This is a genomic window from Pectinatus frisingensis, from assembly GCF_015732285.1.
GTDB classification, from domain to species: domain Bacteria; phylum Bacillota; class Negativicutes; order Selenomonadales; family Selenomonadaceae; genus Pectinatus; species Pectinatus frisingensis.
Window position 1 is genome coordinate 1 of record NZ_WIQU01000034.1, and the last position, 17,398, is coordinate 17,398.

The following is a 17,398-nucleotide window of genomic DNA, read 5'->3' on the forward strand; positions in this document are numbered from 1 at the left end:
TCGGTGTTATTGTGGCTTATTTCGTAGGCATAGGATTGTTTTCGTAAATTTAATATCATAAATAATCATCTTAAACCTTATTGAAAAATATTATTCAAAATACCGCAATATGATAATTGAACTTCCCCATAATCCAGACTCCAAATCCAGCTTATGGGGATTGATAATATCAATTTAAATTACGGTATTTTTTTATTGTCTTATCTAATGTTTTGTAAATAGTATAAAATAGAAAAATATTGATTGGCATAAAAATAAGTCCCTTTATGAAACGACTGAATGCAAAGGCAAATACGGCTTTTTGATATAAAATACTAAGCCAGATAGTATTAAGCAACATATCTACAATAATAAAGCTTACTGTAAATGCAACAGCAGTTCGTTTAATAGTAATTGATTTATTATAAAAACAAAAACCATAAATCGCCCCACTGCAAAAGCTACTAATAGTAAATCCAGGAAAATAAAGTCCTGGTGTAAAAAGTATACAACCTAAAATATCTGACACTGCTCCCAGAATGCTGCCCGCTAAAGGGCCATAAGCAGCTGCATATATGGCTAGTGGTAAAAATCCGAAGCCAATCCTGATAAATGGCGTCTGTATCGCAAGTACATGCGTAAAAATAATTATTAGAGCCAAAAAAATACCACTTAAAATAATTGTGCGTACTGAAAAATGGTACAAAAAAACACCTCCACATGTTTAGCGCGTTGCTACATATCAAGATGTTTCTTTTTATGCAGCAGCGGGATGCAGTGACTGTACCGCAAGCTATATCACTTTTCGTCCAAATGACAACTCCCCGTTCATCTGGCACTTTACGCACAGTCACTTACTCTGCTAAATAACTATTTAATTATATTGTTTCTATCAATTATCAGTATGTTCGTTATGAATAGTTTTAATTATCGATTGAAACGATTTCTCACATATTTCCTGCAAGCGTATTTTATTGCCAGTCAGATATAAATATCCCAAGACTGCCTCAAAACCTGTACTGGTATGATAATCAGCTACACTAGCTGCACGCGGCGCATGTGATTTTGCACTATAAGCCCGGTGAAATAATTTTTTTTCACTCTCAGTCAATTGTTTTTCAATTTGCCGATACGCTTCAGCCTGATACACTGCCGACACAATTTTGGCACTAAAATCATTGAGAACCCGAACTTTATTTTGTTCAAAAAAAAGCATCCGGGTACGTACAAACAGATGAAAATAAGCATCTCCGATATATGCTAGTATTAACGGTGATAATTTTTCAACTTCAATTTTACCATAATGCTGTTTTACAACACCTGCTGCATTTAGCTCAAACATATGTTCACATAAATATCGATAATGAGCGAACTGCATTACCGCTTCCACCTGGCTCCCGTTGGGGAATCTTCAATAATTATACCTATTGTTTTCAAATCATCACGTATCTTATCCGATGTTGCCCAATCTTTATTGTGGCGAGCATCTTCTCTAACCGCAATAATCAAATCCATCAATGCATTGACAATTTTATCATCATTCTTTTCTTGTTTATCTGACTGCAAAATACCAAGAATATCTGTCATCTCCCGATATACTGCAACAACCTTTTCAATATCGTCTTTATCAGCAGCAGTATCACCGGCAGTAACAGTTTGATAATAGATATTTATTTTTTTAGCTAAATCAAACATATTTGCTAAAGCAAGTGCTGTATTAAAATCATCTTCCATTGCATCATAAAATCCCTTTTTCGCATCTTGGGCAAATTGAACTAATTGTACAGTGCTGCCATCACCATCTTTTGCCGTGTTACATAAATCATTAAGATTATCCTGTGCATTTTTTAAGCGGGCTAACCCAGCTTCAGCCTCTTTTAAACGTTCATCACTAAAATCCAGAGGACTGCGATAATGTGTAGCTACAAGAAAATATCGTAATACTTCAGCAGGATATTTTGCCAAAATATCTTTTACTGTAAAAAAGTTATTCAGCGATTTGCTCATCTTTTCCTGATTTATAGTAATAAATCCATTATGCAGCCAATAACGGGCAAAAGAATGATCATCACAGCAATAGGCCTGCGATTGAGCAATTTCATTTTCATGATGCGGAAATATAAGATCACTGCCACCACCATGAAAATCAAAGGTTTTTCCCAGATATTTCAGTGACATAGTAGAACATTCTATATGCCAGCCAGGACGCCCTTTTCCCCACGGACTTTCCCAGTATGGTTCACCAGCTTTGGCACTTTTCCACAAGGCAAAATCCATTGGATGATGTTTACGATCATCTACCTCAATACGCGCACCGGCCTGCATATCATCAAGTTTACGCCCGCTTAACTTACCATATCCATGAAATTTTTCCACACTGAAATAGACATCACCATCAAGTTCATAGGCAAACCCTTCCTTGATAAGCCCTGATACCATTTTTATAATATCCGCCATGTTTTCCGATACCCGCGGATATATGTCAGCACGCCCCACACCTAATTTATCCATGACGGCAAAGTATGCTGCTATATATTTATCAGAAATATCTTTCCATCCGACACGCTGTTCATTGGCGGTACGAATTATTTTATCATCAATATCCGTGAAATTCTGGACGTGTTTCACTTTATAACCCAGTTTACGTAAAAAACGTTTTATCACATCCCAGGTGACAAAAGGCCGCGCATTGCCAATATGTGGTTCGTTATAAGGAGTAACGCCGCATACATAAATACTGACATGCCCAGGTACTACTGGTTTAAATTCTTCTTTTGTTCTTGTTAAGGTATTATATACTTTTAACATTTTTTTTCGCATCCAGTTCCTTTTCTAAATTTGTTACTTTAGTTTCAAGTCCATCAACTTTTTTTACAAGTTCCTTCATCATATCAAGCATAGGATCAGGTAATTTATCATGTGCCAAATCAACATCAAGTTCTTCCGTTAATTCTTTTTTAAATGCATCAGATATATTAGGATTCTTTATCTTTCCATCGGCAGTAGAGCTGACACGTTTTCCCTTCATCATTACCACACGGCCTGGAATTCCCACGACAGTGGCATAAGCCGGCACTTCTTTAAGAACTACTGAACCGGAACCAATTTTAGCATGATCGCCTACAGAAAAAGACCCTAATATTTTTGCTCCAGAGGAGACCACCACATTATTACCGATAGTAGGATGACGTTTCCCCTTTTCCTTGCCGGTCCCGCCCAATGTGACTCCTTGATATAAAGTCACATTACGACCTATTTCAGCGGTTTCGCCTATTACAGTGCCACTGCCATGGTCAATAAATAAGCCCGGGCCGATTTTAGCTCCAGGATGAATTTCAATACCAGTAAGAAAACGGGCAAAGTTCGATATAGCACGCGGCAGTACAACAAAGCCGCGTACAAAAAACCAATGGGCAATACGGTACATCCAAATAGCGTGTAATCCCTGATAGCAAAGCAAAACCTCCAACACACTTTTAGCAGCCGGATCCCGCTCAAAAATTACACGAATATCTTTTTTTAACATATGTAGCAATTTCATAATAATCTCCCAAGAAAAAGGCCGTTTATGCTTATCGTTTTTTTATCATCATTATAATGTCTTTATCACAGACATCGCTTTTTCCAGACGTTTCATTATCCGGTCATAACCGACGACTTCGATAATACCTGCCAAATCCGGTCCATGCATTTGTCCTGTGAGTGCCACTCGTACCGGCATGTACACTTTTTTCCCACTAACTTTAAGTTCCTTGATTATTTGTTTAAATATCGGCTGAATATAAGCAGCATCAAAGATATCAACAGCAGACAGTTTTTGTTTAAACAAGTCAAGTACCGGTAATGCCGTTTCATCAGTCACAACCACTTTTGCATCAGAACTATCAATAGTGATTTCATCATTAAAATATAAATCGGCAAAATCCAAATATTGTGCCCCATAGCTTAAATGATCGCGAATAATTTCTGTAAAACGAACTAATCTCGCCATTTCTTCAGTTGCCAGTGCCCCAGTGAGATAACCTTTCTCCACAAGATGCGGTATTGCCATCATGGTTATCTTTTCTGATGAAAGTTTTTTCATATACTGAGCATTAAGCCAATTTAATTTATCAATATCAAACACTGCCGGATTTTTTGCAACATGTTCCATAGAAAATTCTTTAACTAATTCATCAATAGAGAATATTTCTTGTTCACTTTGTGGTGCCCACCCCAGCAATGCCAAAAAATTAACAATTGCTTCAGGCAAATATCCCAATTTTTTATATTGTTCCACCGACGTTGCGCCATGGCGTTTACTCATTTTAGAATGATCCTTTCCCAAAATAAGTGAGATATGGGCAAACATTGGTACCTTAAACCCCAAAGCATGATAAAGGACAACTTGCCGTGGTGTATTGGAAAGATGTTCTTCAGCCCGTACTACATGAGAAATTTTCATCAAAGCATCATCAACAACCACAGCAAAATTATATACCGGTATGCCATCTGCTTTCATTATTACAAAATCACCAACACCATTGGAATCAAACTGCATATGACCGCGTACCATATCATCAAATTCAACTGTTTTATTTTCCGGTGTACGGAAACGAATGGTCGGCTTGCGCCCTTCAGCTTTATATTTTTCTATTTGTTCATCTGTAAGATTACGGCAATGTCCTTGATATATCGGCATTTTATTAGCTTTCATCAAAGTTTCACGTTCTTTGGCAATTTCAGCCTCCGTACAGTAACAATAATATGCTTTACCCTCATCAAGCAATTTTTGTGCATATTGTTTATAAATATCAAGCCGTTCCATTTGATGATAAGGACCATAGTCACCGCCGGCGTCAACACCTTCATCCCAAGTAAGACCGAGCCATTTCAGAGATTCTTTAATATTTTCTTCCGACTCCTTACTGGACCTCACTCTATCAGTATCCTCAATACGCAGTACGAATTTACCTTCAGGATATTTTCTGGCAAGCAGCCAATTAAAAAGTGCACTGCGTGCACCACCGATATGAAATGGACCTGTTGGACTCGGAGCGAAACGAACTCTGATTTGTTCAGACATGTATTTACTACCTCCAAATAATACTTATACGGTATATTTTAACAGAAATATGCTTATTTAACAATGATTTTCACATTTCTCAATAAGGGTAATGGCATTTGCTGCTATTCCCTGACCGGCTCCTGTAAAACCCAAACCTTCTTCTGTAGTCGCTTTAATATTTATATATTCTTTATCCAATGATAAAACTTTTGCAACATTACTGCGCATTGTTTCGATATAAGGTGCCATTTTAGGCATCTGTGCAATAATTGTAGCATCAATATTAATTACGGTATAATTTTTGTTTCTCAATAAATCTCTCGTCTTTTTTAACAGTATCATACTGGAAATATTTTTATATTGAACATCATTATCAGGAAAATGACGTCCTATATCCCCCAATCCTGCTGCCCCCAATAAAGCATCAGCAATGGCATGCAGCAGTACATCGGCATCAGAATATCCCAAAAGTCCCTTTGTAAAGGGAATATCAACCCCGCCGATTATAAGCTTACGATTTTCTGTCAATAAATGTACATCGTACCCCATGCCTATACGCATTAATTCACAACCTTTTTCCTAATATTTTCGTTTTCATGAGTTCAACTGCATTCGTCACCGTAATTGAAAGATCTGCTTTAACCTTATCAACCGCTTTTTTGCCCAGCATAGCCTCAGCGTATACCAGATCACCCGGTGACGTTATTTTTATATTCTTATAATCACCCATTACTATTTTTACAGGGTGACCAATATGTTCAATCAAACTTGCATCATCCGTACCGAGAAAATTATCCTGCCGTGCCTGTTCATAAGCCCTTAAAAGCAATTCTTTTTTAAATCCCTGCGGTGTCTGCATCATCCATAAATTACTGCGATCTGGTGTCCGTACCACTAAATTATTTTCATCAATCACCTTTATTGTATTAGTAACCGGTACAGCAGCGACAGCGGCTTCCGATTCTTTTACCTCATCAATGACAGCATTTATAACCTTTACACTAATAAGCGGCCGTGCAGCATCATGGATAAGCACCATATCCGAATCCTTTGATACAGCCATAAGACCATTGTACACGGAATATTGTCTTTCAATGCCTCCGGCCACTACTTTACATGGTTTAATTTCAGGAATGGTATTTAACAGTTTACTCACCATAGTTACCTCCTGCGGTGCAACGACTACGACAAAATCATCTATAAATGCACAGCGTGAAAAGCTCAACAATGTATGCAATAAGACTGGTTTATCGGATAAAGACGCAAAAACCTTATTAAATGGGGTTCCCATTCGCCTGCCTTTACCGGCAGCCGGGAAAATAGCTGTAATCACTGATATCACCCTTCTTGATATTTTAAAAAAAGCTGCGGCATCACCCGCAGCCTATTACTTCAAAATATAAAACAAAAGTCCACCCTAATAAATATTATTTGGGTTTAGCAAAAATCATTCGCCCCGCTGCTGTCTGCAAAACAGATGTAACCGTCACTGGCAGCGTCGTATTCAAAAACTTTCTGCCTCCCTCAACGACAATCATTGTTCCATCATCAAGATAAGCCACACCCTGACCTTGTTCCTTACCATCTTTCACTACAGTCACTGTCATCGCTTCACCGGGGATTACAACCGGTTTTAAAGCATTTGCCAATTCATTTATGTTTAGCACTGCTACTCCCTGTAAATCAGCCACTTTATTCAAATTATAATCATTGGTAATAATCTTTCCCCCAACCACCTGGGCAAGTTTTATTAATTTTGAGTCAACTTCATTTATATCATCAAAATCACGTTCATCAATTTGCACAAACATGCCAAAATCGGTTTGGATACGTTTTAATATATCCAGACCGCGGCGGCCACGCGTGCGTTTCAGTAAATCTGCCGAATCAGCTATATGCTGCAATTCTTCCAGAACAAAAACCGGTATCAATAACGTGCCCTCGATAAATCCACTCTGACATATATCAGCGATGCGCCCGTCAATTATAACACTTGTATCAAGTAGCTTATAGGCTTCTTTTGCTGGTTGTAATTCTTTGACGACACTTTTTTTATCCTTACCCGGTTCACCAAAAAGACGTGGAAAAAGTGCTACAATTTCATCACGTTTTTTTATCGTTATATGTATGCCCAAATACCCAAGAACAATGCTGAAAACAATTGGTAAATAACTACCTACCAAGGGTACACCGGAAAACGCCGCTCCAAGAAGATTAGCTATAATCAGACCAATGGCCAAACCACATACACCGGCTAACACATCATGTATTTTCATCTTATTAAGTTGATTTTCTACCCACGTCGAAAATCTCTTCAATAAAATAATAAGATAAGGAGAAACTATATAGCCCAATATTCCCCCAAAAATTATTCCCAGAAAACCGATTACCAGCCGAGCCAATGTAATACCGAAAATATTGAGATTAATATCAAGATATTCCGCACTGATAATCAACGGTATAATAAGCTGCATAATTGCCAATCCAAATATAGCTGCGAGAACCACTATAAAAAATCGCAATACTTTTTCTAACACGAACTCATCTCCAAATAAAATAATATATTATAATTGCAAAATACCATTCTACACAAAATAAATGAAAACTATATAAATCACACAATACTTATGTACATACAAATTTATTCAGGCAGATAAATTTATAATACTAAATGAAACTGTTTTTGTCAAAAAATGTCTTATATTCAGCTTTACAGTGCTGCCTTTAATGCCTCACGCACATTATTTACACCAAATATTTTTGCTTTTTGCATCTTGTCAACTACTTTAACATTTTTTTGCGGAATTACAATATTTGTAAAACCAAGCTTACACGCTTCCTTAACTCTGATGTCAGCCCCGCTTACAGCACGGACTTCACCTGATAAACCCACTTCACCGAATATAACTGTTTTTTCTTTTACTGCCTTATTCATAAAACTTGATGCCAGCGCTACGCAAAGTGCCAAATCACACGCCGGTTCATCAATTTTTATACCTCCGGCGATTTTTACATATACATCACAAGCACCTATACTCAAATTCAATCTTTTTTCCAAAACAGCCAGTAATAATTGTATCCGTTTTATATCAACACAATCAGATGTACGACGCGGCGGTATATAGGGCGTAGATGCTACTAATGCCTGTATTTCAACCAGCAGCGGTCGTGTTCCTTCCACTGTAGGTGCTATAGTTATTCCCGAATCAATTACCGTTTCTGATAAAAATAACTTTGAAGCATCAGGTACATCGACTAATCCGACATCCCGCATCTCAAACAATCCAATCTCATTGGTACTGCCAAAACGATTTTTTATTGCCCGCAAAATACGAAACTGTGCATTACGTTCGCCCTCAAAATAAAGTACCGTATCAACAATATGTTCCAAGACACGTGGTCCGGCTAAAGTCCCATCTTTAGTAACATGCCCGATTATAAAAACAGCAATTGCCATACTTTTGGCTATTCGTAAAAGTTCAACCGCACATTCCCGCACCTGACTGACACTGCCTGGGGCACTTTGAATATCAGGTCGAAAAACTGTCTGAATAGAATCAATTACTAACAAGTCTGGTTTTTCCCGTTCAATCTGCATATTTATCCGTTCCATATCAGTTTCACTAAATACCTTCATCGTATCGGAAAGCGCATTTATTCGTTCAGCACGCATACGAATCTGCTGTAAACTTTCTTCTCCTGTCACATAAAGAACTTTCCGATCTCTTGCCGCATAAGCACATACCCGCAGGTTTAAGCTGGATTTTCCTACACCGGGATCACCAACCATCAAAACCAGACTGCCCGGTATCACCCCACCGCCCAATACACGGTCAAGCTCTGGTGATCCTGTACTGAAACGCGGCGTCTTTGTCAATGATATTTCCGATAATAGTTGAGGTGTGTGGTTTTCTCCTTTTAGTTCCAATGATAATCCATGTCGTATATCAGACTTAATGATTTCTTCGACCATCGTATTCCAAGCACCGCAGCCCGGACATTTTCCAACCCACTTAGGTGAATCGTAGCCACATTCCTGGCAAACAAAAACACTTTTCTTTTTTGCCACCGATTTTTACCTCTTCTTATTTTTATGTAACAGACACAGAATGATTCTGCCACAAGAACGAACCAACCAAAATATTGCCCAAAAAAAATTGATTAAAAAATTGATTAGCCGTCCTGCAACAGAATCATTTTGGCCTAAGACATTTTTTTGTTTATTCATCTTTTGTCGAGGCAGTATCAACTGTATCATCTGAAAGTGCATTAACACCAACAGGAGCTTTTCCTGCCGCAGTCTGTCTCAAAACAGGCTGCTGAGAAAATATCAGTTTATCATTTTCTTTATCGAAAGAAACATTTATCTTGTCACCGGCTGTAAATTGTTTGTTTAAAAGATTTTCAGCCAATTCATCCTCAAGATGCTTTTGAATAGCTCGTTTCAATGGACGCGCACCGAACTTGACATCTGTCCCCTTATTGAGTAAATATTCTTTTGCCTTTGCATCTACAGTTATTGACATACCAAGATCTTCCAAACGCTTGGTCACATCCAGCAAAAGAATATCGATTATCTGCAGCAAATCTTTTTTATTAAGAGGTTTAAATACTATCAACTCATCAATGCGGTTTAAAAATTCCGGTTTAAGCAGCCTTTTTACTTCTTCCATAATACGTTTGGAACCGGCTTCAAAATCACTATTTTCATTCTTGTCGGTATTAAATCCCATTGGTCCGGTACTTTTCCGCAAAAATTGAGCTCCAATATTAGAAGTCATGATAACCACAGTATTCTTAAAATCAACTGTACGACCCTGTCCATCGGTTAACCGTCCATCTTCCAAAATCTGCAGCAACAAATTAAAAACATCAGGATGGGCTTTTTCAATTTCATCGAGCAAAATTACTGAATACGGTTTTCTTCTCACAATGTCCGTTAACTGACCGCCTTCTTCATATCCCACATAGCCGGGAGGAGCCCCTACCATGCGTGATACCGTATGTTTTTCCATGTATTCAGACATATCAAAACGAACCATAGCATTCTCATCCCCAAACAGCACTTCTGCCAAAGAACGAGCCAGTTCTGTTTTACCAACGCCAGTCGGACCTAGAAACATAAACGAACCAATAGGCCTTTTTTCATCTTTAAGACCCGCCCGGGCACGACGAATCGCTCTGGCTACAGCAGTAACAGCGTCATTTTGTCCGACAATACGTTTATGAATTATATCTTCCATGTGCAGCAAGCGCTGTGCTTCTTTGTCAGCAATGCGTTGTGTCGGTATACCTGTCCATGAGGCCACTACATCGGCAATATCATCCTCAGTGACAAGTATCTGCTTTTCTTCCTCTCTTTTTAATTCACTATTGGCTTTTTGCAGCGAATCCCGTATTTTACTTTCTTCATCGCGAATAGTTGCTGCATGCTCAAAGTTTTGTTCATTGATAGCTGCCTTTTTTGCATCATCAAGTTTATCCAATTTATCTTTGAGCTGCTTCAATTCCGTCGGATATGATATTGTTGCCAGCCGTACCTTGGAAGCGGCCTCGTCCATAAGATCTATAGCCTTATCCGGTAAATAACGGTCATTCACATAACGTACTGATAATTTTACTGCCGCTTTGACCGCTTCATCAGTTATTTTTGCCTGATGAAATTCTTCATATTTGCCGCGAATTCCCAATAAAATATTTATAGCGTCCGCCTCACTTGGTTCATCAAGCAATATAGGTTGAAAGCGCCTTTCAAGTGCCGAATCTTTTTCAATATATTTTTTATATTCATTTAGTGTCGTAGCACCAATCACCTGAATCTCACCACGTGATAAAGCCGGTTTTAAGATATTAGCAGCATCGATAGATCCTTCCGCCGCTCCGGCACCAATAAGCGTATGAAGTTCATCAATGAATAAAATTATATTACCGGCCTGAGTTATTTCGTCGATAATATTTTTTAGACGTTCTTCAAATTCGCCACGGTATTTTGCCCCGGCTACCAGTGAAGTCATACTAAGACTCATCACTCGCTTGTCAGCAAGAAGTTTAGGCATTACACCTTCTGCCATCCTAATTGCCAATCCCTCAGCAACCGCAGTTTTGCCGACTCCCGGTTCACCTATAAGCACCGGGTTATTTTTGGTGCGGCGCAATAATATCTGAATTACACGTTCAATTTCTTTTTTCCTTCCAATTACCGGATCTATTTTATTTTTTAGGGCAAGTTTTTTTAAATCACGGCAATAACGATCAAGAAAGGGGGTTCGCTGCGCTGACCCATCAGAATTGTCCTGACTGTCTTCCTGTGCACCGGTATCATGCTGCCCACTGTTTATCATATCCATTATTGTCGAATGAACCACGTCAAGGTCTACTCCTAGGGAAACCAATATTTTTGAAGCAATTGCGTCATCCTGGCGAATTAATCCCAGCAGAATATGCTCAGTTCCAATGTAATCATGTCCCAGTGCCTGCGCCTCATCTTCAGCTAAATTCATTACCATTTTGGCTAAAGGTGTATATGATAACGTATTTCCCGCCATTATCGGCGGAATAATGATTATATTATTTAAACGACTTCTAACCATATCACGGGTTACCCCTAAAGAAGCTAAAGCCTTTGCTGCCAGTCCCTTTTTCTCCCTGATAAGCCCTAACAAAATATGCTCTGTGCCAATATAACCGCATCTTTGTTTACTTGCCTCATAATTAGCAAGCTCTAATACTCTTTCAGCGCTAAAAGTTAATTTATTGTTGTTCATACAATCACTTCCCTATTGAGCTGTCACAAATTATTTTACGGGAAATGTCAGCTCTTTTTTTATCCAGTTCCCGCTGTGAAATACTTTCTTTTTCCTGTAAATTGGTAAGATAATTAGCCCGTCCCGCAACTATCAGCCTATTAAACACCGTAGGATCAATCCCATCAATTATTTTTTCATCTATACCTATACGGACATTGCTCGACAATGACAACAGCTCTCTTATAGACAAGCTGCGGGCATATTTCAAAACACCCAATGCACGCCATGATCTATCATGCATCTTATCTTCATTATACGATAAAATCGCCTTTCGTGCTTCATGTTCATGTGCTGCAATTTCCTGCACCGTACGTGTCAGATTTTCCACCAGTTCTTTTTCATTAAATCCCAATGATAACTGATTAGAAATATAAAACAAATTACCCGGCGCATTAGTGCCAAACATTCCCCGTACAGCAAGACCAAGCTGCGGTGAAATATTGACTATCTTAGCAATTTGATTAGTCATAACCAAACCCGGCAAATGAAGCAATACCGAGACTCTGAGGCCGGTTCCCAAATTAGTAGGACAAGACGTTAGATATCCCATGCTGTCATCAAAAGCAATATCATATTTCTTTTCAATAGCATCATCGATCAAAAATGCTGTCTTGAGTAAAGTGTTGATATCCAGTCCACTACCCATGCATTGTATACGCATATGGTCTTCCTCATTGATCATAATGCCAATATTACTATCTGTGCTCAATATGAGTGACCGGCATTCGATATGCTTAACAAACTTGTTACTGATAAAATGTTTTTCGATAAGGACCCGCCTTTGTATATCAGTAAGCTTTTCCATATCGATACAAATATAATTATTATTGGTTAATGTAGCAATATCATCCAGTATGTCTATTATCCTTGTTTTTACTTCAGTTAATTGTGCAGCAGAAGCCCGATTAGGAAAGGGAATATCCTGAAAATTACGAGCCAGGCGAATGCGGCTGGCCAGGACGATATCACTATCTGGTCCATTTCCATCCATCCATGCTACGTTATCATCGGTAAAAATGTTCTGTAACAACATTACTATTCCCCCTCATTCGCCCTTAATTTCTTTTTCTAATCTGCGAATACAATCACGCAGTTGTGCAGCCTTTTCATATTCTTCATTATCAACGCATTGTTGAATCTGTTTGCGCAAAACATCCAGTTCTTGCTGCATATTCAATGTTTTTCCCGCACGACGCGGAATTTTTCCGGTATGTTTGCTGGATCCATGCAAACGGCGCAGCAATGGTTCCAATTTGTTACGAAAAGTCTTATAACATACACTGCAGCCAATTTTCCCGGAATTGGCAAAATCCATATATGTCATTCCACAAGATGGACAGGCATATTCTTCATCACCAGGCATTTTCCCTGTTTCTTCAGCTGACTTAGCACCCGCAGTATTATGAAAAAGCCCTGACAAAAAGTCATTGACTGAAAAAACTTCCGGCTGTACTTCCGCCTGGGGATGTGTTAAAAATTCGCCATACTGAGCAGCACATTCTTCACAAAGATATTTATCGATTTTGTTGTTGCCACTTATCTGGGTAATATGAATACAAGCTTCATTTTTTTTGCAATTATCACATAGCATTGTTATTCCTCCTCTGAAAAGTCAGCCAGAGTTATCAGCAAAGATCTTAAAAAATCAGCTCTGTCTGTTGACGAAAGCTTATCATATACATCATTAAATGCCTGATACAATAATGCCGCCTCTCTATTTTTTATCAAGCCATGCCGCAGCATGTATTCTATCATATGGTGCAAGTCTTTTAGTGTAGTATCAGCATTTACTTTACTGATCAGGTCACTATAAACCAAGTCTTGCAGCGGAGCACGTGTTATGCGGATAAATCCTCCAAGTCCACGACGGGATTCTACAACAAAACCTTTATCTGAAGTGAACCGTGTATTTAAAACATAACTAATTTGCGATGGAGCACATTCTATGGCATCGGCAATATCGGCACGGCGCAATATCACATTACGATTTTGCTGGGCAGCGAGCCGCTGCAATATATAGTGTTCTATTAGGTCAGCTATATTACTCATAATTTCACCTTCATATCCTACTTTTCTTATATTATATTTGACTTTTTGACTTTTTGCAAGTATTTATTCTTTTAATTTTCTATTGTCAGCTGCCAAAAAATCCGCGGCAACTATTCTGCACCGCGGATTTTTCTCGTAGATCATATATATTTATTTTACACCCAATGTTACCGTTTCACCGTTTATATTCCATTCTTTACTAAAACCGTCCATTTTATCAGTGTCAATCGTATTAGCCAAGACAATTTTTTGTATTTCGGCGCCGTTGTTTGTAACAATAGCAGTAATTTTTTTACTGCCTCTGACATATACCGCTATACGGTCAGTCACTTCAAAGCTATTTTCCTTGCGCATAGTTTGAATCTTGCTAATTATTTCGCGCACAAAGCCTTCTTCAAGCAGTTTTGCCGATAAAGTCGTCGCAATAGCTACTGTTACTTTATTATAAGATTCAGTAGCAAAACCTTCTGTCTGTGTAACTGATATTTCCAAGTCTTCACGCATCAAAACAAATTCACCGGAAGCTAATTTTATTTTTAGACAACCATTTTTATCCAGTTCTTCCTTAGCTGCATGGCCATTAAGTCCTGCGAGGACACTTTTTATTTCATTAATCTGCCTACCGGCCTTGGGCCCGAGAACTTTAAACTGCGGCTTAAAACTATAGGATAAATATTCTTCCATATCATCTTTAAATTCAACGGTTTTAATATTAAGTTCATCGGCAACAATTGCTTTATAAAAATCATTCAATATAAATGGTGCCTTGACAAACATCTGTCCCACCGGCTGACGATTTTTTATATTAGCCGTATTACGTGCGGCACGCCCCAATGTCACTATTTCTAATACCAGCTCCATATTTTTTTCCAGTTCCCTATCAATATAGGTTTCATCAACGACAGGAAAATCACATAAATGTACGCTTTCTTTAGCATCGGTATAAGAATTTCTGACAAGATTTTGATAAATTACATCCGTGACAAACGGAATCATCGGTGCAGCAAGTTTAATAAATGTAGACAAGGCTGTATACAGTGTCATATAGGCATTGATTTTATCCTGTGTCATATCCTTGCCCCAGAAACGTTCACGACTGCGGCGAACATACCAATTAGACAATTCGTCAACAAATTCCTGCAATGCCTTAGCTGTTTCTGTTATACGATATGATGAAAGATCATCATCAACGATTTTTATTAATGTATTGAGACGCGATAATAACCATCTATCCATTATTGATAATTTATCATATTCCAATTTATAATCAGCCGGCGTAAATTTATCAATGTTTGCATACAACACAAAAAATGCATATGTGTTCCATAATGTCCCCAGAAACTTCCGCTGCCCTTCCTGAACCGCATCATCATGGAAACGATTTGGCAGCCACGGTGCACTATTTTCATAAAAATACCAGCGGATAGCATCAGCACCGTGTTTTTGCAATGCGTCCATCGGTTCCACGGCATTTCCCTTGGACTTACTCATTTTCTGTCCGTTTTTATCCTGTACATGCCCCAGAACAATCACGTTCTTATATGCCGGCTTATCAAATAACAGTGTTGATATAGCTATCAAAGAATAAAACCAGCCACGCGTTTGATCAACCGCTTCAGATATAAAATCAGCAGGAAAAGTTTTTTCAAATAAAGCTTTATTTTCAAACGGATAATGCCATTGAGCAAAAGGCATTGCTCCAGAATCAAACCAGCAATCAATTACTTCCGGAACACGATGCATTTGTCTGCCGCAGTGCGGACATTTTATAGTTACCGCATCGAGAAACGGTCTGTGTAATTCAATATTATCAGGACAATTACTTGACATTTGTTTCAATTCTTCTATTGAACCAATAGAATGCTGATGACCACATTCACATTCCCAGATATTTAATGGTGTCCCCCAATAACGGTTGCGACTTATACCCCAATCCTGTACGTGCTCGATCCAATCTCCAAAACGTCCCTTTCCAATTGTTGGCGGAATCCAATTCACCATATTATTATTTTTTATAAGCTGTTCACGTACCGCTGTCATTTTTATAAACCATGATTCACGGGCGTAATAAATAAGCGGTGTATCACAACGCCAGCAATGCGGATAACTGTGTTCAAAATTAGGGGCAGCGAATAACAGTCCCTTTTCCTTCAAATCTTTCAATATAAGAGGATCAGCTTTTTTCACAAATACACCTGGCCAATCTGTTTCAGCAGTCATGCAGCCTTTTGAATCGACAAATTGGACAAATCCAATATCATACCGGTGGCATACGCGGGCATCATCCTCACCAAATGCCGGCGCCATATGGACTATTCCTGTCCCATCAGCCGTTGTTACATAATCATCGCAAGTGATATAAAAAGACTTTTTCTTGATTTTTCCTATGGCATACGAATATAAGGGCTCATATTCACGATATTCCAGATCTTTCCCCGTAAGTCTTTCTAAAATGACCGCATCTTCGCCCAATACTTTTTCGACAAGCTGTTCAGCCATATAATAAATATAATCATTGTGTTTTACCTTGACATATACGACTTTGGGATTAACGCACAATGCCAGATTAGATGGCAGCGTCCATGGTGTCGTTGTCCATGCAAGAAAGTAAGCATCTTCACCCTTGGCCTTAAATCTGACTATTGCAGAGCGTTCTTTTACATCCTTATACCCTTGTGCTACTTCATGTGAAGAAAGCGGCGTACCACAACGCGGACAGTAAGGAACAATTTTATGACCTTCATATAATAAGCCTTTTTCCCAAATAGTTTTTAAAGCCCACCATACTGACTCAATATATTTATTATCATAAGTAACATAAGGATTGTCCATATCAGCCCAGTAACCGACTGTGCGGGAAAATTCTTCCCACATTTCTTTATATTTCCATACACTTTCTTTACATTTTTCAACAAATGGCCCTATGCCATAATTTTCTATCTGATCTTTACCATTGAGACCCAGTGATTTTTCTACTTCCAGCTCTACCGGAAGACCATGGGTATCCCAACCGGCCTTACGTACTGTTTTATATCCCTTCATTGCCTGGAAGCGAGGAATCATATCTTTTATAACCCGCGTCAGTACATGTCCGATATGCGGTTTCCCGTTAGCTGTCGGCGGTCCGTCATAAAACGTAAAAATATCACTGCCGTCACGCTGATCAATACTTTTTTGAAATATATCATTATCATTCCAAAATTTTTCGATATTTCTTTCATGTTGGGTAAAGTTCAAACTGGTCTCCACTTTTTTATACATAAAATAATTCCTCCAATTGAAATTGAATCAATACCATATGATCCAGCAAATAAAAAAGCTTTCACCCAAAAACAGGATGAAAGCTATGCTCATCATTGTACCACCTATTTCACATACTGACATATGCAGCCCATTTAACGGTGAGAACCGGTCTAAACTTACTAAAACATATAAAAATATGTCATTCAGCCGACAGCTCAGGAGTGATCTCTTAAAATATTCATCAGCACCGGTCTTTCACTATCACCAGTTCGCT

At 38.5% G+C, this 17,398-nt stretch carries 14 protein-coding genes and 1 riboswitch; all 14 genes read right to left on the reverse strand.

Annotated features, from left to right (window positions below):
* Window positions 1-169: 169 nt before the first annotated feature.
* Window positions 170-685, reverse strand: a complete 516-nt coding sequence (locus I6751_RS06230) for a folate family ECF transporter S component (protein ID WP_196592037.1) — start codon at window positions 683-685, stop codon at window positions 170-172.
* 57 nt (window positions 686-742) lie between these two features.
* A riboswitch (THF riboswitch) is annotated at window positions 743-843 on the reverse strand.
* A 28-nt stretch (window positions 844-871) separates the two neighbouring features.
* Window positions 872-1,357: a Mini-ribonuclease 3 gene (locus I6751_RS06235; protein WP_196592039.1), complete on the reverse strand. Its 486-nt coding sequence runs from the start codon at window positions 1,355-1,357 to the stop codon at window positions 872-874.
* Window positions 1,357-2,787, reverse strand: a complete 1,431-nt coding sequence (cysS, locus tag I6751_RS06240; RefSeq protein WP_196592036.1) for a cysteine--tRNA ligase — start codon at window positions 2,785-2,787, stop codon at window positions 1,357-1,359. Before cysS ends, I6751_RS06235 begins: the two co-directional genes overlap by 1 nt.
* A complete protein-coding gene (gene cysE, locus I6751_RS06245; protein WP_414153152.1) occupies window positions 2,771-3,520 on the reverse strand; it encodes a serine O-acetyltransferase in 750 nt (249 codons plus the stop codon). Before cysE ends, cysS begins: the two co-directional genes overlap by 17 nt.
* Window positions 3,521-3,571: 51 nt before the next feature.
* Window positions 3,572-5,044: a glutamate--tRNA ligase gene (gltX, locus tag I6751_RS06250; protein WP_196592035.1), complete on the reverse strand. Its 1,473-nt coding sequence runs from the start codon at window positions 5,042-5,044 to the stop codon at window positions 3,572-3,574.
* Between the two features lie 57 nt (window positions 5,045-5,101).
* Window positions 5,102-5,587, reverse strand: a complete 486-nt coding sequence (gene ispF / locus I6751_RS06255) for a 2-C-methyl-D-erythritol 2,4-cyclodiphosphate synthase (protein ID WP_196592034.1) — start codon at window positions 5,585-5,587, stop codon at window positions 5,102-5,104.
* Window positions 5,588-5,591: 4 nt separating this feature from the next.
* Window positions 5,592-6,359 carry a 2-C-methyl-D-erythritol 4-phosphate cytidylyltransferase gene (gene ispD, locus I6751_RS06260; RefSeq protein WP_196592033.1) on the reverse strand — a complete coding sequence of 256 codons (768 nt, stop codon included), beginning with the start codon at window positions 6,357-6,359 and terminating at the stop codon, window positions 5,592-5,594.
* A 94-nt stretch (window positions 6,360-6,453) separates the two neighbouring features.
* Entirely contained in the window at window positions 6,454-7,563 is a 1,110-nt protein-coding gene (locus tag I6751_RS06265) for a PIN/TRAM domain-containing protein (RefSeq protein ID WP_182185721.1), read from the reverse strand.
* A gap of 173 nt (window positions 7,564-7,736) precedes the next feature.
* Entirely contained in the window at window positions 7,737-9,095 is a 1,359-nt protein-coding gene (gene radA, locus I6751_RS06270) for a DNA repair protein RadA (protein ID WP_196592032.1), read from the reverse strand.
* Window positions 9,096-9,246: 151 nt separating this feature from the next.
* Entirely contained in the window at window positions 9,247-11,790 is a 2,544-nt protein-coding gene (locus I6751_RS06275; protein ID WP_196592031.1) for an ATP-dependent Clp protease ATP-binding subunit, read from the reverse strand.
* Between the two features lie 4 nt (window positions 11,791-11,794).
* Complete coding sequence (locus I6751_RS06280) at window positions 11,795-12,865, reverse strand: protein arginine kinase (RefSeq protein WP_182185726.1); 1,071 nt, start codon at window positions 12,863-12,865, stop codon at window positions 11,795-11,797.
* A 12-nt stretch (window positions 12,866-12,877) separates the two neighbouring features.
* Complete coding sequence (locus I6751_RS06285; protein ID WP_182185727.1) at window positions 12,878-13,423, reverse strand: UvrB/UvrC motif-containing protein; 546 nt, start codon at window positions 13,421-13,423, stop codon at window positions 12,878-12,880.
* Between the two features lie 2 nt (window positions 13,424-13,425).
* Window positions 13,426-13,881 (reverse strand): CtsR family transcriptional regulator, encoded by a 456-nt coding sequence (locus I6751_RS06290; protein WP_182185728.1) that lies wholly within the window; start codon window positions 13,879-13,881, stop codon window positions 13,426-13,428.
* Between the two features lie 150 nt (window positions 13,882-14,031).
* Complete coding sequence (gene ileS / locus I6751_RS06295; protein WP_196592030.1) at window positions 14,032-17,142, reverse strand: isoleucine--tRNA ligase; 3,111 nt, start codon at window positions 17,140-17,142, stop codon at window positions 14,032-14,034.
* Between the last annotated feature and the right edge of the window lie 256 nt (window positions 17,143-17,398).